General features: G+C 43.8%; 21 protein-coding genes. 7 read left to right on the forward strand and 14 right to left on the reverse strand.

Going from position 1 to position 22,505, the window contains the following annotated elements; translation table 11 throughout:
• Positions 1-534: 534 nt before the first annotated feature.
• A complete protein-coding gene (locus tag F6J94_RS08185; RefSeq protein ID WP_293021218.1) occupies positions 535-630 on the forward strand; it encodes a type II toxin-antitoxin system HicB family antitoxin in 96 nt (31 codons plus the stop codon).
• 219 nt (positions 631-849) lie between these two features.
• Here the strand turns inward: F6J94_RS08185 and F6J94_RS08190 are convergent, their stop codons facing one another.
• From F6J94_RS08190 to F6J94_RS08200, 3 genes are all read right to left on the reverse strand, one after another.
• Positions 850-1,203, reverse strand: a complete 354-nt coding sequence (locus F6J94_RS08190; protein WP_293021217.1) for a hypothetical protein — start codon at positions 1,201-1,203, stop codon at positions 850-852.
• Positions 1,204-1,433: 230 nt separating this feature from the next.
• On the reverse strand, positions 1,434-3,338 hold the full coding sequence (locus tag F6J94_RS08195; protein WP_293038919.1) for a tetratricopeptide repeat protein: 1,905 nt from the start codon (positions 3,336-3,338) through the stop codon (positions 1,434-1,436).
• A 73-nt stretch (positions 3,339-3,411) separates the two neighbouring features.
• The gene (locus tag F6J94_RS08200) at positions 3,412-4,539 is read right to left on the reverse strand and encodes a hybrid sensor histidine kinase/response regulator (RefSeq protein ID WP_293038921.1); all 1,128 of its coding nucleotides are present in this window, start codon (positions 4,537-4,539) and stop codon (positions 3,412-3,414) included.
• Positions 4,540-4,892: 353 nt separating this feature from the next.
• Here F6J94_RS08200 and clpS point away from each other — a divergent pair, with 353 nt between their 5' ends.
• Together clpS and F6J94_RS08210 are read left to right on the forward strand one after the other, a co-directional pair.
• Positions 4,893-5,213, forward strand: coding sequence for an ATP-dependent Clp protease adapter ClpS (gene clpS / locus F6J94_RS08205; RefSeq protein WP_293021214.1), 321 nt, complete (start codon positions 4,893-4,895; stop codon positions 5,211-5,213).
• A gap of 4 nt (positions 5,214-5,217) precedes the next feature.
• Entirely contained in the window at positions 5,218-5,511 is a 294-nt protein-coding gene (locus F6J94_RS08210) for a DUF2103 domain-containing protein (RefSeq protein ID WP_008186027.1), read from the forward strand.
• A 408-nt stretch (positions 5,512-5,919) separates the two neighbouring features.
• On the opposite strand, the gene F6J94_RS08215 is transcribed toward F6J94_RS08210, so the two are convergent.
• Both F6J94_RS08215 and F6J94_RS08220 read right to left on the reverse strand, forming a co-directional pair.
• Positions 5,920-6,387, reverse strand: a complete 468-nt coding sequence (locus F6J94_RS08215) for a molybdenum cofactor biosynthesis protein MoaE (protein WP_293021211.1) — start codon at positions 6,385-6,387, stop codon at positions 5,920-5,922.
• Positions 6,388-6,446: 59 nt separating this feature from the next.
• Entirely contained in the window at positions 6,447-6,617 is a 171-nt protein-coding gene (locus F6J94_RS08220) for a hypothetical protein (protein WP_293038923.1), read from the reverse strand.
• Positions 6,618-7,012: 395 nt separating this feature from the next.
• Between F6J94_RS08220 and F6J94_RS08225 the strand changes: the two genes are divergently transcribed.
• The 3 genes from F6J94_RS08225 (at position 7,013) to F6J94_RS08235 (ending at position 14,617) form a co-directional block, all read left to right on the forward strand.
• Positions 7,013-11,581 (forward strand): PAS domain S-box protein, encoded by a 4,569-nt coding sequence (locus F6J94_RS08225; RefSeq protein WP_293038954.1) that lies wholly within the window; start codon positions 7,013-7,015, stop codon positions 11,579-11,581.
• A 469-nt stretch (positions 11,582-12,050) separates the two neighbouring features.
• Positions 12,051-12,515, forward strand: coding sequence for a response regulator (locus tag F6J94_RS08230; RefSeq protein WP_364305338.1), 465 nt, complete (start codon positions 12,051-12,053; stop codon positions 12,513-12,515).
• A complete protein-coding gene (locus tag F6J94_RS08235; RefSeq protein WP_293038925.1) occupies positions 12,512-14,617 on the forward strand; it encodes a response regulator in 2,106 nt (701 codons plus the stop codon). The genes F6J94_RS08230 and F6J94_RS08235 overlap by 4 nt, the downstream gene beginning before the upstream one ends.
• On the opposite strand, the gene F6J94_RS08240 is transcribed toward F6J94_RS08235, so the two are convergent.
• The 5 genes from F6J94_RS08240 to F6J94_RS08260 form a co-directional block, all read right to left on the reverse strand.
• Positions 14,614-14,745 carry a hypothetical protein gene (locus tag F6J94_RS08240; protein WP_293038927.1) on the reverse strand — a complete coding sequence of 44 codons (132 nt, stop codon included), beginning with the start codon at positions 14,743-14,745 and terminating at the stop codon, positions 14,614-14,616. The two genes, F6J94_RS08235 and F6J94_RS08240, sit on opposite strands and share 4 nt — an antisense overlap.
• Positions 14,746-14,864: 119 nt before the next feature.
• Positions 14,865-15,653, reverse strand: a complete 789-nt coding sequence (gene xth / locus F6J94_RS08245; protein WP_293038956.1) for an exodeoxyribonuclease III — start codon at positions 15,651-15,653, stop codon at positions 14,865-14,867.
• 304 nt (positions 15,654-15,957) lie between these two features.
• Positions 15,958-16,998, reverse strand: a complete 1,041-nt coding sequence (locus F6J94_RS08250; RefSeq protein WP_293038929.1) for a hypothetical protein — start codon at positions 16,996-16,998, stop codon at positions 15,958-15,960.
• A gap of 1,293 nt (positions 16,999-18,291) precedes the next feature.
• Complete coding sequence (locus tag F6J94_RS08255) at positions 18,292-20,109, reverse strand: ABC transporter ATP-binding protein (protein ID WP_293038931.1); 1,818 nt, start codon at positions 20,107-20,109, stop codon at positions 18,292-18,294.
• An 8-nt stretch (positions 20,110-20,117) separates the two neighbouring features.
• Positions 20,118-21,044, reverse strand: a complete 927-nt coding sequence (locus tag F6J94_RS08260) for a hypothetical protein (protein WP_293038933.1) — start codon at positions 21,042-21,044, stop codon at positions 20,118-20,120.
• A gap of 119 nt (positions 21,045-21,163) precedes the next feature.
• Between F6J94_RS08260 and F6J94_RS08265 the strand changes: the two genes are divergently transcribed.
• A complete protein-coding gene (locus tag F6J94_RS08265; protein WP_293038935.1) occupies positions 21,164-21,307 on the forward strand; it encodes a hypothetical protein in 144 nt (47 codons plus the stop codon).
• On the opposite strand, the gene F6J94_RS08270 is transcribed toward F6J94_RS08265, so the two are convergent.
• The 4 genes from F6J94_RS08270 to F6J94_RS08285 all read right to left on the reverse strand — a co-directional run bounded on the left by F6J94_RS08270 (position 21,299) and on the right by F6J94_RS08285 (position 22,414).
• A complete protein-coding gene (locus F6J94_RS08270; protein ID WP_293021199.1) occupies positions 21,299-21,496 on the reverse strand; it encodes a lasso peptide in 198 nt (65 codons plus the stop codon). The two genes, F6J94_RS08265 and F6J94_RS08270, sit on opposite strands and share 9 nt — an antisense overlap.
• A 90-nt stretch (positions 21,497-21,586) precedes the next feature.
• On the reverse strand, positions 21,587-21,781 hold the full coding sequence (locus F6J94_RS08275) for a lasso peptide (protein ID WP_293021197.1): 195 nt from the start codon (positions 21,779-21,781) through the stop codon (positions 21,587-21,589).
• A gap of 84 nt (positions 21,782-21,865) precedes the next feature.
• The gene (locus F6J94_RS08280; RefSeq protein ID WP_293021195.1) at positions 21,866-22,063 is read right to left on the reverse strand and encodes a lasso peptide; all 198 of its coding nucleotides are present in this window, start codon (positions 22,061-22,063) and stop codon (positions 21,866-21,868) included.
• A gap of 156 nt (positions 22,064-22,219) precedes the next feature.
• A complete protein-coding gene (locus F6J94_RS08285; protein WP_293038936.1) occupies positions 22,220-22,414 on the reverse strand; it encodes a lasso peptide in 195 nt (64 codons plus the stop codon).
• Positions 22,415-22,505: the final 91 nt, after the last annotated feature.

Raw genomic sequence — 22,505 nt, forward strand, 5'->3', positions numbered from 1 at the left:
TATTTCTCCTGAGATTCCATCGTTCTTGTGCCCCTTCGGGTGGGAACCAGTCCTGAACCCTGGACTGTGGAAGGCTCTTACCCCTTCCACTTCATATGAGCGCCTTTCTTCGGTCGCCCCACTATCTTAAATTTTAACGAATTAGCGTCGAGAGAGCCAATAATATAGCAATTATATGTGCCATGAGGGACAAAGAGATCCCCCTAAATCCCCCTTATCAAGGGGGACTTTGAGGTTGAGAAGCGTACCTCATAAATCCTAGAAACGCTATATCAAGTCTGCTTGAATATCCATAATTAAGGAGAGGGTGGGGAGATAGGGAGATGGGGAGATTTTTATTAAGGATAATTATCCTGATTTGATATAAAAAATTAAATAGTCTAGGTAGTTTGATAAAACAGGAAAGTGGGTCGAGTGTGGTAAGTGGGGGGAGTGCGATCGCACTCAAAGTCCCCCTTATTAAGGGGGATTTAGGGGGATCCCTTTGTACCTTATGGGAGATATAATGGCTATAAAACATCTAAGGAGATTTGTATGAACGCAGAGTTTACCGCCATCATTGAGGCAGCAACAGAAGGAGGATATTGGGCGATTTGTCCTGAAATTCCTGGTGCGAATGGTCAAGGATAAACGGTTGAAGAAGCAAAAGAAAGCTTGAAGAATGCAATTCACTTAATTTTTGAAGATCGTTTAGCTGATAGTCGTCGAGGACTACCCAAAGAAGCAATCGAGGACAAAATTTCTATACACTGGCGGTGCGTTACGGGACGGGCTATCCTAACCTTGGCTACGAAGTGAAAAATCAGGGCTAGCCCATCCCTAACGCACCCTACGCACTCACGCCAACAGCTATAAGCTATCACCATCATCGAGCAATTGCTGAAGATTTTCCAGTTTCAATAGGTCTTCTCGATTGACTACATCATCACTAATTTCAAGGATAGGATTTGCTGAGGAAAGGTTGTTGTTGAACAGATTTTTAATTTCTGTTTCACCCAGAAACCTTCCTTGCTCAAAGAACCGTTGACTGCTATTTGTACTATCAACAAAGAAGCCAAATGACTGTTGGGGAAATTTGAAGTCAGATGGCAATGACTGAGCCTGGACATTAGAGACGATGCCAGCAGTTAAGGAAACAACTGTCAAAGCTAGGGTTGTCTGTTTCCCAAACCTGGGAAGGATCTTAGTTAGGGTCGGTTTCATGATGTTATAGCGCTACGCGCAAGTCAGAAGTTAGAAGTCAGAAGTCAAAAGTAAAAAAAAATACCAATTCAAGTAGGGTGGGCAAAGTAATATTATCTAGAAGAGTAATTTGAACGCAACGGTTTTTGCCCACCCTACAAGCTAGCTACAAATTCAAGTAGGGTGGGCAAAGTAATATTATCTAGAAGAGTAATTTGAACGCAACGGTTTTTGCCCACCCTACAGGCTACTTATATTGAATCCAAATATTTTGCTAGCAATTCCGGAATATAGTCATAGCCATCTACGCCAATGACAGCAATAATTTTTGACCGTTGCTGTGCCAAAAGGGTTTGGAAGCCTTCTTGCCCCATTTGTCCTTGCAAAATACTTAATAAACCAGCTGGTTTGCGCCAATCCTCAGACCCAATTTGCTCTAATAGATAGGCTCCTAAACTAGCGGTATAAATCACTTTCTGCCAATCTTGCTGGCTGTAGCAAGCTTGGGCTAGGTAGGCCAAATTCACTCCTTGTAAGTACAAATCCCCAGAAAATTGGGCGGCTTGCCAGCCTTGTTCTAAAAATGCGATCGCTTTTTGATACTGCTCGACCACGACATGGGCAATTCCCAAACTACTGAAACACAAAGCTTGACTTTGCCCAACCCCATAACTCCCTGCTGGAGAATCCCCCAATCGTTCTAACAATAATCGACCTTGTTCTAGATAGTGAATAGCACTCTCATACACCTCTAGTTCTGCTTGTTGGCTATCCTGAGCTTGAAACACTTCACTGTAGCCGAAATTCACCAGAGCATTGGCTTCTCCTAACCGGTCTCCAGCTTGACGAGCCAGTATTAATGCTCGTTGACTATAGTTAATCGCATCAGGATAATTCTCTTGCGCGACACAAATCCGACTGAGGTGATTGAAATTAGCAATTTCACAGAGTTTATCCCCAGCCTCACGGGCAATCTCTAAGGCTTGCTGATGGAAGCTATTGGCTCGATCATAGGCTCCTTGGGACCAAAGGGAATAACCCAACAAAGTGAGAATCCTGGCTTTCTCCTCGGTTCGGTCTACTTGCCGCAGGGGTTCATCTAGGTAATTCAGGGCATCTTGGAGATAGTTGCCGCTAAAGTTAGCAAACACACCACCGTAGAGAGGGAAGTAGTCCCGTTGGGCAAAGGTGCGCAGAATTTGCAGACAAACCTGAAAACAGCCATTTGCGATGGCATTTCCGTTGCTACTAATTGCTGTCTGGTTCAAAACATTAGCTAACCTAGACCAAATCACAGCAAATACGATAAAGGTAGAAATCGATAACTTTGCTCCCATCTTGGAGTCATATACCATTTTATCGAACCAATTCACCAGTCCTCGCTGCAAGCACTGGAGAATCACAGCCAATTCCACCCAAGCTTCTAGTTCCAAACTCGGCTGAGTATCTGCCCATTCATGGAAGGATTGATTCAGCGCTAGACTTTCAAATAAAGACTGGGGTAACGGGCTATTAACCTTTTTCCCCCACAGCCCCCAAGGGCCACGCTGTTCCGGAGTACCCTCAAATCCCAGTGAGCCTCGACTTTGGTCATAAATCCAACTGACCAGATAATCTTCCAAGCGTTGCCAAGATGCCAAACCCGCCGTAATCCCAGCGGCCAGTTGTCCAAGGTCTTTAGCAGTATCAGATTCAGAAGCTTGTTGTGCCTGTTGCTTTAGGGGTTTAGCCAGGCTCCCCAGTTGTTGTAACGTCAGGGGTGGTTGTTGATTGGGGTCAATCACTCGCAATAAAGCCGTAAAGCGCTCAGCCGGTTCAGCAGTAGTAATGAATTGAATAGCGCTAGTGATAGTTTCAGAAACTCGGTTTTCTTCCTGCCACTGTTCCCATTCACCACGAATCGTATTAAGCGCCCTGAGTTTCCGAATTGCTTTCGCTTGCTTCAACTCACTTTTAGGATTGTCTACTTCTGCCTGAGTCATATCGAAGCGCTGATCAAGGCAACGTTCAAAAATTTCCCCGGTGCCAACCGTAACCCCCTTGACCAACATCTGATAGACCTGGGATTTAGAACGGATCTTCCCCTTCAGGGTAGTTTTGACAATGTCATCGATTAACTCAAAATAGCGATCGCTCAATCCCATCTCGTTAGACATAACCTTTTGCCTGATCAGTGCCCACTTTTCTCAAAAATAGCTCAAAATCACCATAGACTTCTGGCAGGTCTAGTTAAGCATCAACATGATTCGGCAATGTTACAGTAAACAAAGTCCCCTTACCCAACTCAGACTTAACGTTGATTGTTCCTTGATGAGCTTCGAGAATTCGTTTGGAAAGATATAGTCCTAAACCACTACCTGAGCGTTTGTGGCTACCCTGGCGAAACCGTTCAAACAACTCTTTTTGGTCTTCTGGGGATATACCAAAACCAGTATCTTCCACCTCAATCACCACCAACGACTGATTACTTTCACTAGTCTTGGGACTATTCCTCAGACGAACGGTCACAGAACCGTTGTCAGTGAATTTAATCGCATTTCCCAGCAAATTCATGAACAGTCGGTGCAGTTCTAAGCGATCGCCCATCACTATCGAGTTAACTTCCTTCGGTGTCTGATAGTCCAAAGACAGTTTTTTATCACGAGCTAGGGCAGACAGTTCTTGGATGACTTCTTCAATAACCTGTTGCACAGGGATGGCAGAGAAAGACAAATACTTCCGACCGGCTTCATAGCGATAGACTTCTAGTAACGTATTCACCATAGTCAGCAAATTGTGGTTACTGCGAGTCATGGTGACTATGGCTTCGAGCACTGGGGGTGAAATTTCTCCCAAAGCTCCCTGCTGCATAAGGTTTAGGATGCGATCTGCTGCTACTAAGGGGGTGCGCAAGTCATGGGTAAGCCGAGAGACAAAATCTTCTCGTTGCCGAGCAATTTCATCCCGTTCATCCACACTATCCTTGAGGCGCAAAAGCGATCGCACCCGAGCCAGCAATTCATCCACTTCTACTGGTTTACGAATAAAATCATCCGCCCCCATATCCAGTCCTTGGACCACACTCGGATGATCATAAGCGGTGATCAACAAAATTGGTATAAACGGTAACTTGGGATTGCTTCGGATGCGCTTGGTTACTTCAAAGCCATCCATTTCTGGCATCATCACATCCAATAGCACCAATTCCGGCGGAGATATCTCTATTTTCTCTAGGGCAACCCGACCATTCTCTGCCAAAGTAATCTCGTACCCCTCTTCTTCTAAAAGCGTCTGCAGTAGAAACAAGTTGTCAGGGGAATCATCCACAGCCAAAATGCGATCTGTTTTGGAAGGGCGGGTTAGAGGTAAAGCATTCATTGAATCATTTCGTTGGTAAGTCAGAAGTGGAAACCCCTGTCATTGATGTATGGGGAGCGGGCTAATTAGTGGGTCGGCAAACCATTGCACACAGCCCCTCAGCAACTTCCCCCTGACACAAACAGCAGCCTGAGTTCGCTTCATTATGGCAAATTGGGCTTTACAGGCAAAGAAAAAATTGCGAATAGCGAAGGTCGTTGAAACCCTTAGGGATTAAAGGCTTAGTCCAATTTTTGATTTTCCTTATTTCTCACGGTCACTATGCAGGGCGTTTCAATTTTTGTAAACTGGAAGGAATGGTTTGACTTTAAACTTAATTTTTTGTAAATTATTCTGGTAACCTATGTGCGACTATGGTAAGATCAGCAGCTTATAAAGCTACATTTGCTGCACCAGTCAAAGCTCCTGAACGCTCTGGTCAAGTTACCCGAAAGCCTTATCCCAACTATAAGGTAATTGTGTTAGACGATGATTTTAACACATTTCAGCATGTTCACGACTGTCTGGTCAAGTATATCCCTGGGATGACAAATGATCACGCCTGGGAACTCACCCATCAGGTTCACAACGAAGGTCAATCCATTGTTTGGGTCGGTCCCCAGGAACAAGCGGAACTCTACCACCAACAGCTTTCTCGTGCTGGCTTAACCATGGCTCCCTTGGAGGCTACATAGTATTATGAGCCAACCCAAAGACGGCAGACTGGTTTGGAATCACTCTACCCACATTCAGGGTCTCATTCCAGTTCTGCAACGACTCACAGATTACCCAGGTATTCAAACCATTACCCCTGCTGTGCTTGGGCGGGCAAGAAGTCACTGTCCTAAATTACAGTTAAAAGTATCAGTGCCAATTCGTGGGGGATTCAAGGTGATTGCCAGGTCTGGTAAAAGCTTTCAAGAGGTGTTCATCCTCACCAACTTGAGTAAGGTGGAACTAGAAAAAGCGATCGCTCAATCACTAAAACGATAAGTAGATAGAATGTAGAATGTAGAATGTAGAATGTAGAATGTAGAATGTAGAATGTAGAATGTAGAATGTAGAATTGGGAATTTAGAATTTAGAATTGAATGTAGAATTGGGAATTTAGAATTGGGAATTTAGAATTGGGAATTCACCATTCTGCATCCTGACAGACAACCTTGGCCAAAAGGCCACGCTACGCGAACAACCCATTAACCGGCTAACCTAGCCTACACCGAAGGCCAAAGGCGAACAGCATTTTTGAATTAAACATGTAAAATTCTAAATTCTAAATTCTAAATTCTTCATTCTACATTCTTAATTCTTAATTCTTAATTCTTAATTCTTAATTCTTAATTCTTAATTCTGCATTCTTAATTCTTCATTCTACATTCTTAATTCTTAATTCTTCATTCTTCATTCTTCACACGCCCCAATACTGACCCAACTGCTAGAACCATCATCCCAATGCTCTTTTTTCCAAATCGGAGCATTATGCTTCAACGTGTCAATAGCATACTTACAAGCTGCAAAGGCTTCTGAACGATGAGGACAGGCAACAGCGACTAACACGCTAATTTCCCCAATAGTTAAGCGACCGATGCGATGATGGATTACCACCCGATTGACATCAGACCATGAGGCACGAATCTGGGCAGCAATTGAGGAAAATACCCGTAATGCCATGGGTTCATAAGCCTGATACTCTAATGCTACCACTGGTTTACCATCAGTCTGATTACGGACTGTGCCACTCATCATCACCACAGCTCCATTAGCCGGATCATCAGCAAGGGCGTAGATGTCTGATAGGAATAACGGAGCGATGGTGATTGAAAAACTATCTACGGTTTGCTTTTCAGAGATCTTGGGCGGGGGAGTCATTCGCTGAGAATTCCAAAGAGTGTTAAGATTAGTAACAGCCTAAGCCTTTATTTATATATTTATATATAGCACTTATCATAGTCATGAGGTACAAAATTCTGGGTGTTAGGGAGCAGGGAGCAGGGAGCAGGGAGCAGGGAGCAGGGAGCAGGGAGCAGGGAGCAGGGAGCAGGGAGCAGGGAAGAGAGAAGAGGCAAGAGGCAAGAGGTAAAAAATCCTGTGTACCTCATAGCGATAAGAAACGCTATAGTTTATTTATCTTTACTGGTTGGATTTAATCAATAGGCAACCCTAGCGCCATGTTTCGATTTTTTTAAAATACTTTAAAAATTAGGAGCAGCTGCTCTAATTTCAGTTAATATACCTAAATACTATTCAAATAATATTAAATCAGAAGTTTTTTCTTTGACAAGGGCAATAATCACCTTGTCGAGGGCTAGTGCTCACTAGGCGATGAAACATCTGCCGTCAATCAATTGATGCTACCTATCCTTAAAGTCAAGCTACTTAAAGTCAAGCTCATCCTAGCTGATCAGTGATCAGTAAAACCCGTGTTGAGCAACAGCAAACCTAGAGCTGATCATAACTAGGGCTGATGATAACCCGTTTGGAGATTATTTGATTGATGGCACGAGGAGGTGGGGCTGATGAACCAGCAAAGCTAGCAGCCCAAAAATATTATAAAAGAACTATTGACCCTGAGCTTCAACAGGCCTTTGATGATCTCACAGCATTAGCCGCACAAATTTGCCAAACGCCCATGGCTCTGATTACCCTGATTGACAGTAACAGTCAATGGTGTCAGTCTAATCTGGGCGATTATGAAAAGTCAATAAGTCAAAATACCTTTTTATCCAGCCATCGGATTGAGTCAGCTGAGGTATTGGTAGTTCAGGATACCCTGGCTGATCAACGGTTTGCCACTCATCCCTTAGTTACTGCTGAGCCTCATATTCGGTTTTATGCTGGAGTTCCCCTAATTACCTCTGACGGATATGCTCTGGGAACACTTGCGGTCATGGCTCAGGTTCCAAAGGAACTTCAGCCTCAACAGTTAGCAGGATTACAAGCCTTAAGTCGTCAACTGATAAGCCTTCTGGAGCTAAAACAACAGTTAGCGGATTTACAGCAACCTCAGCTAGAAAACCAAGGTCTTGAGAATGAATTACCCCAGGTTGACCAAGAACTCCTGGATTTTTTAGAAAATGGCTCCGTTGGTCTCCATTGGGTGGATAGCAATGGCATCATCCTGTGGGCTAATCAGGCAGAGTTAGATCTGCTGGGTTACAACGCCCAGGAGTATATCGGTCACCACATTGCTGAATTTTACCCGGAGCAAGAGGTAATTGAAGATATCCTGGCCAGACTAACTGCTAAAGAAACCTTAAAAAACTACGAAGCTAGCCTCTTGTGCCAAGATGGCTCGATTCGCCATGTCTTGATTAACTCTAATGTCCTCTGGAAAAATGGCAAATTCGTCCATACCCGATGTTTTACTCGTGACATTACTGAATGGAAACGGATCCAGCAAGAACGCGATCGCTTTTTTGACCTCTCCCTGGATTTGCTGTGTATAGCGGGTTTCGATGGCTATTTTAAGCGCTTGAGTCCGTCCTTTTCTAGCACCTTGGGTTACACCAAAGCGGAACTAACCAGCACCACGTTTCTGGATTTTGTCCATCCCGATGACCGAGAACCAACTAGGACGGAAATGGAACAATTGGGGAGTGGCATCCCTACTGTCTACTTCGAAAATCGCTATCGCTGTCAAGATGGGTCTTATAAATGGTTAGCCTGGGCTGCAAATCCTTTAGTTAACGATGGTTTAATTTATGCGATCGCACGGGACATTACCGAAGCCAAACAAAAGCAAGCCAGCCTTGAAGAGAGTGAAGCTCGCTTCCGGATGATGGCGGATCATGCCCCAGTCATGATCTGGATGTCAGGCACTGATAAACTTTATAAGTTTTTCAATCAGCTTTGGCTGAACTTCACCGGTAAGACCCTCGAACTTGAATTGGGCAATGGCTGGGCTGAAGGGGTGCATCCTGATGACCATGAGTACAGCTTCAATACCTATGTATCCGCCTTCGACGCCAGAGAAAATTTTCGGATGGAGTACCGCTTGCGACGTAAGGATGGGCAGTATCGTTGGATATTAGATATAGGCACTCCCCGATTTACCCCCAATGGGGACTTTGCCGGTTACATTGGCTCTTGCATCGATATCACTGAGCGCAAACAGGCGGAAGAGGTTCTGCGTAGACAGGCTCTGATTTTTGAGACTATCTTCGATGGGATCATAATCACGGACTTAGCCGGTAAGATAATTGATTGGAATCCCGCTTCAGCGCGAATATTCGGCTACACCAAAGCTGAGGTATTGGGTAAAACTGCAGGGATTCTGCACCGACCGGAAGAGGCGGCTGTTCTAACCGAGCAGATTATCCAGGAGATGACCAGGTCCCGACGTTGGTCTGGGGAGATTCACTTTATTCGCAAAGATGGCAGGTGTGGGGTGTGTGAAACGGTGGTAGTACCTCTGTATGATCAGCAAGACAATATAGTAGCAACCATTGGTCTAAACCATGATATTACCGAGCGGCAGCAAAATCAGCAGCAATTGTATCAAAGCGAGGCTCGCTATCGCGCTATTGTCGAAGATCAAACGGAACTCATTTGTCGTTTCCGTCCTGATGGAACTCTTACCTTTGTCAATGGTGCCTACTGTCGCTATTTCAGCAAATCAGAGCAAGAGTTGATTGGGCAACGGTTTTTGCCATTGATTCCCGATGAGGATCTCAAAAGGCTAGAACGGTGTATTACTTCCCTAAGCCCCCAGAATCCGGTAGAAACGGTTGAACACCGGGTGATTATGCCCACAGGAGAGATTCGCTGGCAGCAGTGGAGCGATCGTGCCATCTTTAACGAACAGGGTGAATTGATTGAGCTCCAGGCAGTAGGGCGGGACATCACTGAACACAAGCACGCAGACGAGCAACTTTTGGAAAAGTCTCAGGCCCTGGAAACCTTCAGTAACAACCTCAAACACCTACATCGGCTGAATACCACCAATTACCAAAACTTTGAGTTGCTGTATGCTGACTATCTGGAGACGGGATGTAAAATTTTAGGGATGCCCACTGGAATTATTAGTCAAATACACCTTAATTCCTACACTATCCTGTCGGTCAGGTCTGATCTAGAAGGCTTAGTGGCTGGCTCAGAGTTTGAATTAAAAGATACCTATTGTGCTGTAGTTGTTCGCGAAAAAAAGACCATTGCCTATACTCATGTAGGTGAGATAGCACTGATGCACGCTCATCCAGTCTACCAAACTCTAAAACTTGAGTCCTATATCGGGACTCCTATATTTGTCTATGGTGAAGTCTACGGCTCCCTGAATTTTTCCTCAACCCAGGTCAGAGAAACCGATTTCCCGCCTCACGAACAGGAAATTGTAGAACTAATGGCTCAAAGTCTTGGTCGATTAATTGCAGCTCATCAAGCGGAAATAGAGCGCCAACAGGCAGAAGCTGCACTGCTGGAGAGTGAATCGACCCTGCGTAGTTTCTTCAACAGTTCCGCACTATTGATGGGGGTCGTGGAACTTTTGGATGATGACATCCTGCATATTTCTGATAATAAGAGTACGGCGGATTTTTTCGGGACTACACCCGAGGCCATGCAGAATCGGTTAGCCAGTGCGCTGGGGGCACCCAAAACTCATATCCGTCGCTGGATTAGCCATTACCGAGAAAGCCAACAAAGCAATCAGCCCATTTCCTTCGAGTATGATCACACCACTGAAACCGATACCCGGTGGTTATGCGCCACTGTATGCCCAATTCCTGAGACAACCACTGCTCACCCCCGATTTTCCTATGTGGTGGATGACATTACTGACCGTAAGTTAGCAGAGCAAGAACTCAAGCGCCAAAATCAGCGATCGCAATTGTTTTCAGAAATTACCCTGAAAATCCGCCAGTCTCTACAACTGGAGCAGATTTTGCAAACGGCTGTTACAGAAGTGCAACAATTTCTCAAGGCTGACCGAGTTGTACTCTTCCAACTAAGTTTTGATGGCTGGGGGAAAGTGGTTCAAGAAGCCGTAGTACCTGGTTGGCCAATCATGCTCGGACAAAGCATCGAAGATCCTTGCTTTCATGAAGAGTACCTGGACCAGTATCGTCAGGGAAGGGTTAGCAACATCTGTGACTTAGAAAACTCTGATATCCGAGCTTGCCATGTAGAAATGCTGCAACAGTTTGGGGTAAAAGCTAACTTAGTGGTGCCAATTCAGCAACAAGACAAACTTTGGGGTTTGTTGATTGCCCATCAGTGTGCCAATCCACGACAATGGACTAACTTTGAAAGTGAATTGTTGCAACAACTGGCGAACCAAATTGCTATTGCCTTAGCCCAAGCCCAGCTTTTAGGAACAGAAACCCGTCAGCGTCAGGAACTTGCCCGTTCTAATGCGGAACTGCAACAGTTTGCCTATGTAGCATCCCATGACCTGCAAGAACCCCTGCGCAAGATTCAGGCATTTGGCGATCGCCTTCAGACCAAGTATCATGAACAGTTAACGGAGCAGGGGCAAGACTACCTGAAACGGATGCAGAATGCAGCAGGACGGATGCAGGTGTTAATCAATGACTTGCTTAGCCTTTCCCGGGTGACCACTAAGGCAAGACCCTTGGTTGCCACTGACCTGGCTCAAGTGGTGCAAGAAGTACTCTCTGATTTAGAACTACGTATCCAGCAATCTGGTGGCGTAGTGGAAGTCGGTGAACTACATACTATTGAAGCTGATCCAGTGCAAATGCGTCAACTTTTGCAAAACCTGATCAGTAACGGACTTAAATTCCGACCAGCACCAAGAGGTAACGTCGTTAAAATTTATAGTCAACTGCTTCAAGAAAGTGTTCCCTTAAGTTATGGAGGCGCAACCGTTAATGAGCGTTGTCAGATCATAGTCGAAGACAATGGTATTGGGTTTGACCCCAGGTATTGCGATCGCATTTTCCAAACCTTTCAACGGCTCCATGGTCGCAGCGATTATGAAGGAACCGGCATCGGTCTAGCTATCTGCCGTAAAATTGTGGAACGCCATAATGGTAGCATCATGGCAGAGAGCACACCAGGACAGGGAGCTAAGTTTATTGTTAGGGTGCCGATTAAACAAAGTTGAAAATTGAAAGTTGAAAGTTTAAGGTTTAAGGTTGTTCGCGTAGCGTGGCCTATTGGCCAAGGTTGTTCGCGTAGCGTGGCCTATTGGCCAAGGTTAAACTTTAAATAATGAAAACATACTAGTAGTTGAGTGACTAATCAATAAAATATAGCAGTCGCCAGGGCAGGCGCGGACATGACAAAAGTCTCAAACCTAAGTAAGCGCAAGAGTTTGACTTCTGAGTTCTGAGTTCTGAGTTCTGAGTTCTGAGTTCTGAGTTCTGAGTTCTGAGTTCTGAGTTCTGAGTTCTGAGTTCTGAGTTCTGAGTTCTGAGTTCTGAGTTCTGAGTTCTGAGTTCTGAGTTCTGAGTTCTGACTTCTGACTTCTGACTTCTGCTATACCTCAAATTTTTTATCCCTTGAACCTTCATAATTCCTTCATAATTCCTTTGTAATTCCTTTATAATTGTTGGTCGAGGAGATAATGCTTAGTGAATGAAAGCCGAAATCCCGTGGTAATTTTAATGGCAGATGATGATCCGGATGATTGTCTGTTGGCAAGGGAGGCTCTCTTAGAGAGTCAGTTGACCAATGAACTATACTTTGTCAGTGATGGCGAAGAATTGATGGATTATCTATATCACCGTGGTAAACACACGCAGGCGAGCATGTCCCCTCGTCCAAGTTTAATCCTACTGGATTTGAACATGCCGAAAAAAGATGGTCGTGAGGCCCTCATAGAAATTAGGGCTGATCCTAATCTACGAACTATACCAGTTGTGGTGCTGACTACCTCAAAGGCTGAAGAAGATATTTATCACAGTTACAACTTAGGAGCAAATTCTTTCATCGTTAAGCCTGTCACCTATAGTTCCCTAATTGAGGTGATGCAAACGTTAAAAAAGTACTGGTTGGACATCGCCGAATTGCCCCCCGAAGGGAATAGACTGCCATGAATAAATGCTCACAACCGAAAGCTGAAAGTTCTGATGTTTCTTATGATGTTTCTAGTGTACCACTAAAGACTGATCCACTCAGGACTATTTCCAAAACCGACCCTGATCAATGTTCGTTGATCACAAACCTGGCAAATTGCTTACCCAAGTCAGAACTTAGAACTCTCGATTCTCCACTAATTTCCTTCTATTCCTATGGTACCAGACCAATGTACAACCCTTTGGTTAACGTATTACTCGTTGATGATGACGAAGATGACTATATTCTAACTCGTGATTTACTGTTGGAAAACCAGAAGGCTAGATTTAGCTTGACGTGGGTGGCAACCTATGGTAAAGGCTTAGAAATGATTGGTCAGAACCACCATGATGTTTATCTACTAGACTACCGTCTTGGTGAGCATAATGGACTTGAACTCCTGCGTGAAGCCATTGCCAGGGGGTGTACAGCACCGATTATCCTCCTAACTGCTCAGGGAGACCATGAGGTTGACATGGAAGCCATGAAAGCTGGTGCAGCAGATTACCTAGATAAGAGTCAACTCAGAGCACCTTTACTAGAACGTTCCATCCGCTATGCCCTTGAGCGCCAGCAAGCCCAACAAAAAATTCGGGAACAAGCAGCGTTGTTGGATGTGGCAACGGATGCCATTCTGGTTCGGGATCTAGACAATACTATCTCATTTTGGAATAAAGGGGCAGAGTCTCTATACGGTTGGCACGCAGCAGAAGTGATTGGAAAAAAAGAGCATTTACTGTTGTACGAACAAGCACCAGCTGAGCTAGCCGAGGCAGACCAAAGTGTTGCCAAAACAGGGGAGTGGTATGGTGAGTTGAATCAAGTCACCAAAGATGGCAAAGAAATTATTGTTGAAAGTCGCTGGACTTTGGTGGAAAATTCTCAGGGACAGCCCAAATCAATCTTGATTGTCAATACTAATATCACTGAGAAGAAACAACTCGAAACCCAGTTTCTCCACGCTCAGCGCATGGAGAGCATTGGTACCTTAGCTGGGGGCATTGCCCATGATTTGAACAACTTATTAGCTCCTATTCTAATGTCTGCTCAATTGTTGCAGCTGAAAATCTCAGATCAGCGGCATTTACAACTCCTAAAAACTGTAGAGAATAATACTAGGCGGGGGGCTGGTTTAGTCAAGCAAGTTTTATCGTTTGCTCGGGGTGTTACAGGTAAACGAACGGTTTTACAAGTCAGGCATTTAATTCGGGAAATTCGCCACATTATCCTAGAAACATTTCCCAGATCCATTGAACTGTCTACGGATATAGACCCTAATCTTTGGTCAGTATCTGGGGATGCCACACAACTGCACCAAGTTTTGATGAACCTCTGCATCAATGCTCGTGATGCTATGGTTGATGGTGGAACTTTGACATTGTCTGCTCAAAATATTTTTTTAGATCAAAACTATGTCAGGATGCATATTGATGCGGATGTAGGTCCCTACATTGTGGTGACCGTTGCTGATACTGGTATTGGTATTCCCTTGAAAATACAGCCAAGAATTTTCGAACCATTTTTCACTACTAAAGAAATCGGTCAAGGTACAGGACTGGGTTTGTCTACGGTCAGAGGTATTGTTAAAAGTCACGCCGGTTTTGTGAATGTGTATAGTGAAGTGGGCGTAGGTACTAACTTTAAAGTATATTTGCCAGCAGTAGAACACTCCCCAATTCCTGCCGAGGAAGAACTAGAACTACCCAGAGGAAACGGTGAGTTGATTTTAGTGGTGGATGACGAAGCCGCTATTGGTGAGATTACCAAGACGTCCTTAGAAAACTATGGCTATAGGGTGATGAGTAGCAGGGATGGTAAGGAAGCGATCGCACTCTATAGGCAACATCAGGATGATATTAGCTTGGTGCTGATGGATATGATGATGCCGGTTATGGATGGACCAACAACTACCCTTCAATTGCGAGACATTAACTCGCAGATCAAAATTATTGGTATCAGTGGGTTGCCTATTAGCGATAAAGTCGATGCGGCGGCTGAAGCTGGAGTTAAGACCTTTTTGTCTAAGCCTTACACGGTTAAGGAATTATTGCAGGCTATTGATCGTGTGCTTAAAGGTCATTAATTGTGGTGAGTACAAAGTTCTGGGTTTTTGGGAACAGCGGATCTGGGAATAGGGAATAGGGAATAGGGAATAGGGAATAGGGAACAGAAACATTTATTACCCTTTACTTCGACTGCTATAATTGTCAATTATAATTTTTAATTGTTGATTTTATTTGTTAATTTTAATTATTAAGTTTAATTGTTAATTTCCATTTTCCATTTTCCATTTGCATAGCTTTTGCGTTTAAAACTTGACTAAAACTTGACTAAAACGTGACGATTACAGGGGCATGGTCGCTAGGTTTATCTAGTTTTCTCGGTTCTATGTCAATGGTACAACTAATCGCTTGATTGTAAAGATTGGGGGTTAGGTAGATATGGTCAATGCGCCAACCTCGATTACCCCGAAAGGCACGGGTGCGATAGTCCCACCAACTAAAATTACCCCCTTCTTTGGTAAATTTGCGAAAGGCATCCGCTAACCCTAGGTCTAAGACCGATTGTAGGGCTTGACGTTCTACTGGGGACGCCATGATGTGGTTTTCTTTGCCTTTAGGATCATGGATATCCCGGTCTTCTGGGGCAATATTAAAGTCCCCACATACACAAAGTTCATGGGACTGTTGTTCTAGAATACTGTGTAAATAGTCCCGCAGTATCTTCAACCAACGCAGCTTGTAGTCGTACTTCTCACTGTTCACGGAAGCCCCATTGGGAACATAGAGGTTAACAATGCGGACGCCGTCTACTATAGCGCTAATAACTCGCTTTTGTTCATCTAAGTCCCCGACCTGAGCAGTATCCAACACCGCAGCAAAGCCCGTACTTACGTCTGTGGCTGGTTTCCGGCTAAAAATGGCTACACCATTATAGGATTTTTGCCCAGAAATATAAAGGTAATACCCCAATTCTTCAAAAAGCGATCGCGGAAACTGGGCATCGACTACTTTAGTTTCTTGCAGGCAAAGCACATCTACTTGGGTCCGTTGCAACCAATCTATTACTTGAGCTTGGCGACTCCGAATTGAGTTGACGTTCCAGGTAGCGATTTTCATTAGTCCTACAGTGATTAGATTTAGTCTAGAACAGAGAGCAACTACATCTACGCCAGCATTGGCCAGTAGGATATAGATACCTTCCACTCAGACACGAAAACCAGACTACCATAGTTTTAAACAAGCTAGTTTAGCGGTAAAGGAATAGATATCACCTCGGACAGATTAAAGTAAACCCCTTCAACTAGTTTGAAGGGGTTTATTACAGTTTTTGATAACAGTTGATTAGGAGCTCGAAGTTGTTTTGAGTAATGGATAATCGGGCTTTAGGTAATTTATTATATTACCTGTTACCTGTTACCTTTTAGATTTGGCCCTGTATAAATTGATGTTCTGCCACCAACCTCGCTAACTCTGGCAACAAAGCCAAGTTACGAGGTCGCTGGAGACGATAAACACTACACTGATTGGCAAGCTGAGCACACTGAAGAAGATGGGATGCTTTCTCAGAGTCAAATAAGCTGTTGAGACGGGAATGACGGGATAGTTCCATCACCGCCTCCTGAAGTTTCAGAGACTTAATACTCAACTGTGAACCTGAAACCAGTACATAGATGCACCGGATTGGTAGTAGCGCTTCGGTCAAATCCTGATTTAACCGATAGCCAGGTTTATTTAACTTCGGTACCAGCAGAGCCAGCTTATCCTGGTCATATCCCAAAACCCCAGCTACTTCTCGACTTAGTTTAATTTGAGGAAAGCTAGGAGCAACTTTCGCTGTCCCCTGATTCAACGTCACAGGTGCAACATCATCAGTGATGATTCTGTATCCCTGAGTATGGAGTGCAGCAGCAATTGAAGACTTACCCTCACCGGAATTACCCAAGAAAACAACCGCACCACCATTAATATTGACTACACTGGCATGTAGCACCAACAATCCCCGCTGATAGAGCAGAATCGCCATCACAGTTCCCACTAGAGCCGTTTGAATGCGGCTAAGGGAGGCTTCTGCTGCGGGAATGATCGTAATCCTGTTTCCCCTCTGTACCAGAAACAGCCCTGTGTCTTTGAGATAAATCACCGCCTCCTCTGGACTCAACTGCAAAGCCATCGGCTGCTGGATAACTTCCTTTGGAATGTAGTCACTGATTTTGCGATTCGGCGTTCGCGTAGCGTGGCCTACGGCCTCAGCCGTTCGCGTTCGCGCAGCGTCGCCTACGGCGAAAGCGTGGCCTACGGCCGACCCTACGCGAACGCATCCCGTACTGTAATCATTACTCTGAATGTGAATCGTAACATCACACTCTACTTCTGCTGGGATAAACTCTGGGATTGGTAGCGCCGAGTGAATTCCCAAACCATAAGCAACATAGGAAAACAGCTTTTGCTTTTTGCTACCCAAAGGTTTGCAATCCAGTGATTGGCTGTCAATTTCAGAGATATAGCCAACTAAACAGTTAGATATTGTTTTAGATATTGTGCCATCCAAACTCATAATTAATTTCTCAAATAACTATTGCGCGTAGATGCAATCACAAGAAACGGATACAGTAGTTTCTTGACTCCCCTTGATCAGCCATTTCAGTTCAGAAATTACCTTTGCATCCGTTGCTCAAGTCTAATTCTAGGGGCGCAAGGCTTTCGCTCTAACTATATGTAGCTAAATTTTAGCTATTATGGTTTAGTAATTAGCTTTTTAATGTGACAATAAAGCAGCCTTTGTTTAGCAAATTATCGTTAACAAAAATTAATAAATTGCTGAACTTATCAGATTCATGACTTAGGCAAGACAAACGTAAAACCAAGTAGTTTAGCTTTTATTCATTTCCCGAAATCCCCTTTAATTAGGAGGACTTGTGAGGGTTACCATCATTGACTTAACAGCTAGTACTGATTCCAGATACCATCCTAAATTTTGGTTCACAGTCCATAGCTCATGAATCTAATTGCAGATTCTCACCCCGGTAGCATTTAGACTGTCTTAAGCGGATTAATCTTAAGCGGATTAAGATTGATAATTTTAGCGCTTCAATTCAATTAAACTTTATCCTAATTAATCGATTTTTTCCACAATTACCTAAAAAATTAACAAAACTTAAATTATTTAACCAAAGAATATCTCTAAAGATCAGCTAAAAAAAATAGCCATTATTAGACTATTTACAAATAAGTTGTAAACCTATATCGGTAATTTTTTATAATCAAAAAAACTCGGTATTCCTTACCCCTGTTAGCAGATACCGAGTTTCCTGTTACCTAAAGAGTTTAATTTTATGTTCACATCTCAAATGGAAATGCTATAGCAGTTCTCAATTGGGTGAGGTAGATCGTTGTAGGGAGTAGGGAGTAGGGAGTAGGGAAGTCAGAAGGAAAGCATTCAGCAGTCAGCGGTCAGCGGCCAGCGGTCAGCCGTCAGCTTAAGTAACAGAGATTAAACCAATGCTTACCTGTTGTCTTGATGCAGTCGCTCATGGCGCATGGGTCTGCGTGGGTCACTTGCGTCCGCACCTTGAAAGCTCCGTGGAAACCACGGCAGTTGCTCATGGGGGGAACCCCCAAGACCGCACTGCCTCCCCTGTTCCCTTGCTGCATCGCTTATTCAAAAGCTGATAGCTGATAGCTGATAGCTGATAGCTGATAGCTGATAGCTGATAGCTGATAGCTGATAGCTGATAGCTGATAGCTGACCTTCAAGTTAGCGATAATTTTTAGCCTGAGTTTCAAACAAATGGGCATAAGTACCATCTAACTGCATCAGTTCCGCATGGGTACCGCTTTCTACAATTGAACCTTGGTCCATCACATAGATCCGGTCAGCCATTTTTACAGTAGATAAGCGATGGGTGATCAGAATAGCAGCTTGATCTTCGATCAGTTCGCGGAATTTCATAAACACCTCGTATTCTGCCTTAGGATCCATAGCAGAGGTAGGCTCATCTAATACAATAACCTGAGAGTCTCGTAGAAAAGCTCGTGCTAAGGCTATTTTCTGCCATTGACCAATACTAAGTTCTTCCCCTTGGTCAAACAATTTGCCCAGCATGGTATTATACCCTTGGGGCAAACTAGTGATAACATCATCAGCACCAGAACGACGAGCAGCATCAATAATAGTTTCGTGATCTCGTGGTAAATCAATGTCCGCTAACCAGATATTTTCCTTAGCTGTGAAATTATATTTAGCGTAGTCTTGGAAAATCACACTGATTTGGCGGCGTAAGTCAGCTATTTTAAAATTGCGGATATCAATCCCATCAATGGTGATGCTGCCAGCGGTTGGATCGTACAAACGACACAAAAGTTTAATTAAGGTTGTTTTACCGGAACCGTTTTCTCCTACTAGCGCTATAGTTTCCCCTGGTCGCACCGTGAGGTTGATGTTTTTAAGTGCCTGACGAGTTGTAGTACCGTATTGGAAACTAACATGATCGAAAACAATACCACGGCTCATGGAGTGGGGAATTGGTTTGGGATAAGTTGGTTCAACAACGTTAGGTTTTAGATCCAGAAATTCGTAGAGGTTAGCTAAGAATAAGTTATCTTCATAAAGACCAGATATACTAGTTAATAACCCTCGAATATTATTTTGTCCCCGCTGCAACGCTTGGTGATACAGCACTAAATCGCCTAAGCCCAAATCCCCATGGACAGTTTGATAGACAATAAAGCCATAGACAGAAAAAATTAACATTCCGGCAACGGCTTGAGCACCAAAGTTAGCAAAGGAGCGTCCAGTGGCAATGGCTACTTTTTCCTTATATAGTTGCTCTCGGATGCGACGATACCAGTCAGTAAAGAAAACCCCTAAATCAAACAACCGAATTTCTTTAGCAAACTGGTCTGAGGTTAGCATGTAACCCAAATACATGGATTGCCGTTCCATCGGTGTTTTTTTACGCTGCCAACGATAGATAACCCGAGAGTATTTTACCCGTACTACCATCGCGGGCATAGCAGCAATAAATAAAATCCCAGCAATTCCCCAATGGAGGGAGAGTAATAAACTCACCATCGCCAACAAGGAAATACTATTTTGAGCTATCTGTGTGACACGATTTAGGACTCGGGGCGGTCGGTAAGGCGCTTCTTTTTGAGCTCGTTGTAACGTATCGTAGTATAGGGCATTTTCGTAGTACTCCAAGTCAGCTTCTAGGGATTTATCATGAATAATCCCTTGCATGTAGTCAGTCACCCGCTGAGAATGAGCAGTATTGACTACTTCAGCTAACGAGTTGCAAAGAGTAGTGACAAGAGTAACTGTACCGGCTAAGATTAGGAAAAGTAAAACATCACGAAATACGGCTTGTTTATCAGTATTAAGTAATCCGTCAGTTACTGTATCAATTATTAGTTTAGTAAGATAAATTGATAGTAGAGGTAATATCCCCTGAACCAGCAAAATTCCTACGCGAGCTACTGTCCAAAAGGGACTGCTTTGCCAGACTAGACGCAGTGCAGGCAAAAGGCGTAATGTTTGCTGGATTTTTTTTCTTAAAGTTTTGCCTGCTCCCATTTTTTGTGTTAAGGTTTAGAGGTTAGAAGTATACTATTGAGGCGATCTTTTTTACTACTATCAGAAGTAGTTAATTCTTCGATATCTTTCTCCACCAAGGCCACTAGATCAGGAAGTTCGATTAGATTAGGCTTTCTGGTGAAGCGCCTAATAGATACAGTCTTGATCAGACTGGCACACTGACGCAGATGAGTAGTAACACAGTCTGGAGCGATTAGCACATCTACATCACGGCTATGACGAACGAGTTCAGGGAACGCTTGTTGAGGGGTTAGCTTGGTGATCTGATGTTCGTCTCCCTTGGCCAATACATAGAGTCGCTTCAGGGGTACAGCAGTGCGTTGAAACCCATCACTGAATGTGTAGGAAAGCTTTGGTGCGTTTGGGTAAAGAGGAGGTAAGTTCTTTGAATTGTGTCCTAGAGAATCCGCTGCTGATGGCCAAAGTTTAATCTGAGGAAAGCTAGGAATAATCAAAGGATAGCCGTCATCAAAGTTGACAGGCATGACATCATCAGTTATAATATGATAACCCTTCCGATGAAACGCTCCAGCCAAGGTGGATTTACCCCAACCTGACCCACCCATGAATGCGATCGCTTGATTGTTGACCACAATGCTGCTAGCATGGAGTACTAGCAATCCCCTCTGTCGCAGCACCACAGACATACAAGCTCCAAGGATGTTAGGGCTGAGCTTGGACTGGTCTACTCCTGTCACAGGTTCGATAGTAATCTCTCGCCCATCTTCAATCAAAACCTTTGCTTTGCCATGCAATTCCCCAAGGACACGGTTGCTCCAATTGGCTGTTTCTGGAGGAAGATGACTCAATTTCCCTAAACGTATGATCACATCAGGGGGTCCATGAGATTCCAATAGCTCAGGTAAGGGAATCTCTGAATGAATACAAAGGTTGTAGGCCGTATAGATGTACATGATTGATACTTAGGAGCAGGTTAAACTTGATGGGAGAACTTGATAGCAAAAAAGGCGTCCCCTAACTCTAGCCAAGACCCTTCTGCTGAGTCAGTGTTGCAGCACTAACGAGTTGGGGGATGATCTTGCTAGTAGTAGATAATTTAGTACTAGATAATTTAGTAGTAGATAATTTAGTAGTAGATAATACCTTTGTCGCCCTTGGTAATGGCGCTACTCATATTCAGTACTTACCATCACCAGTGCTAATCGTATTACTGTAGTTTGAACGGATCACAATTATTATTGTTATCGCAGTCTAGGCTGCTTGAGCCATCTGATTCAGCTGCGGGATTAGCCAAATCACCATTGAAAATCAGCACATCTAACGTAGTACTAACTCCAGTTATTTGGGTGAGCTGCTCAATAGTGCCGTGAACAATCATCTCTGGTGTAGCGTAGCTCTTTTCCATGGTGTTACTTTGCTTTTGCTGACGGTAGCTTAAGGTAGTTACACCCTGATTTGAACTATTGATTAGTCAGCATCAATAGTAGTAATTGTGTTACGGTTGTTTAAACTCAACACAATTACCATTATTGCAGTCTAGGCTCTGTGAGTCGTTTGATTCAGCTGCGGGATTAGCCAAATCACCATTGAAAATCAGCACATCTGAAATCCGATCAGGTCCATTGATTTCGGTGAGCTCCTCAATAGAACCGTGAACAATCATCTCTGGAGTAGTGTAGCTTTTTAGCATGGTGTTACTTTCCTTGTACTTATTGTGGTTTAAGGTAGTCACACCCTGAGTTAAACTATTGATTACTCATCAGTAGTAATCCTGTTACGGTAGTTGGAACGGAGAACAATTACCATTGTTATCGCAGTCTAGGCTGCTTGAGTCATCGGATTCAGCTGCGGGATTATTCAAATCACCATTGAAAATCAGGACATCTGCCATCCGATCAGGTCCACTGATTTCGGTGAGCTCCTCAATAGAACCGTGAACAATCATTTCTGGTGTAGTGTAGGTTTTTAGCATGGTGTTACTTTTGTTGTAGTTATTGTGGTTTAAGGTAGTCACACCCTGAGTTAAACTATTAATTACTCACTGTCTTGATGCAGTCGCTCATGGGGGAAACCCCCAAGACCGCGCTGCATCGCTAATTACTCACTATCACCAGTAGTAGTTGTGTTACTATTGTTTGAACGGATCACAATTACCATTGTTATCGCAGTCTAGGCTGATTGAGTCATCTGATATAGCTGCGGGATTATTCAAATCACCATTAAAAATCAGGACATCTGCAATGCGATCAGGTCCACTGATTTCGGTGAGCTCCTCAATGGTGCCGTGAACAATCATCTCTGGTGTAGTGTAAGTTTTTAGCATGGTTTTACTTTCCTTTTGCTGATAGTAATTTAAGGTAGTTACAGCCTGAATTGGACTTACGGTGTTTCTTGGTTGTGCCCAAACCAGAATT

The organism is Moorena sp. SIO1F2, assembly GCF_010672755.1.
Lineage (GTDB): Bacteria > Cyanobacteriota > Cyanobacteriia > Cyanobacteriales > Coleofasciculaceae > Moorena.

Coding starts and splice junctions, on each gene's coding strand:
- F6J94_RS08285 (WP_293038936.1), bottom strand. CDS start 22,414: ATGCTAAAAACTTACACTACACCAGAGATGATTGTTCACGGCACCATT.
- F6J94_RS08195 (WP_293038919.1), bottom strand. CDS start 3,338: ATGTCTAACGAGATGGGATTGAGCGATCGCTATTTTGAGTTAATCGAT.
- F6J94_RS08270 (WP_293021199.1), bottom strand. CDS start 21,496: ATGGAAAAGAGCTACGCTACACCAGAGATGATTGTTCACGGCACTATT.
- F6J94_RS08190 (WP_293021217.1), bottom strand. CDS start 1,203: ATGAAACCGACCCTAACTAAGATCCTTCCCAGGTTTGGGAAACAGACA.
- F6J94_RS08185 (WP_293021218.1), top strand. CDS start 535: ATGAACGCAGAGTTTACCGCCATCATTGAGGCAGCAACAGAAGGAGGA.
- F6J94_RS08220 (WP_293038923.1), bottom strand. CDS start 6,617: ATGAGGTACACAGGATTTTTTACCTCTTGCCTCTTGCCTCTTCTCTCT.
- xth (WP_293038956.1), bottom strand. CDS start 15,653: ATGAAAATCGCTACCTGGAACGTCAACTCAATTCGGAGTCGCCAAGCT.
- F6J94_RS08225 (WP_293038954.1), top strand. CDS start 7,013: ATGGCACGAGGAGGTGGGGCTGATGAACCAGCAAAGCTAGCAGCCCAA.
- F6J94_RS08280 (WP_293021195.1), bottom strand. CDS start 22,063: ATGCTAAAAACCTACACTACACCAGAAATGATTGTTCACGGTTCTATT.
- F6J94_RS08265 (WP_293038935.1), top strand. CDS start 21,164: ATGATCTTGCTAGTAGTAGATAATTTAGTACTAGATAATTTAGTAGTA.
- F6J94_RS08255 (WP_293038931.1), bottom strand. CDS start 20,109: ATGGGAGCAGGCAAAACTTTAAGAAAAAAAATCCAGCAAACATTACGC.
- F6J94_RS08260 (WP_293038933.1), bottom strand. CDS start 21,044: ATGTACATCTATACGGCCTACAACCTTTGTATTCATTCAGAGATTCCC.
- F6J94_RS08200 (WP_293038921.1), bottom strand. CDS start 4,539: ATGAATGCTTTACCTCTAACCCGCCCTTCCAAAACAGATCGCATTTTG.
- F6J94_RS08215 (WP_293021211.1), bottom strand. CDS start 6,387: ATGACTCCCCCGCCCAAGATCTCTGAAAAGCAAACCGTAGATAGTTTT.
- clpS (WP_293021214.1), top strand. CDS start 4,893: ATGGTAAGATCAGCAGCTTATAAAGCTACATTTGCTGCACCAGTCAAA.
- F6J94_RS08210 (WP_008186027.1), top strand. CDS start 5,218: ATGAGCCAACCCAAAGACGGCAGACTGGTTTGGAATCACTCTACCCAC.
- F6J94_RS08275 (WP_293021197.1), bottom strand. CDS start 21,781: ATGCTAAAAAGCTACACTACTCCAGAGATGATTGTTCACGGTTCTATT.
- F6J94_RS08235 (WP_293038925.1), top strand. CDS start 12,512: ATGAATAAATGCTCACAACCGAAAGCTGAAAGTTCTGATGTTTCTTAT.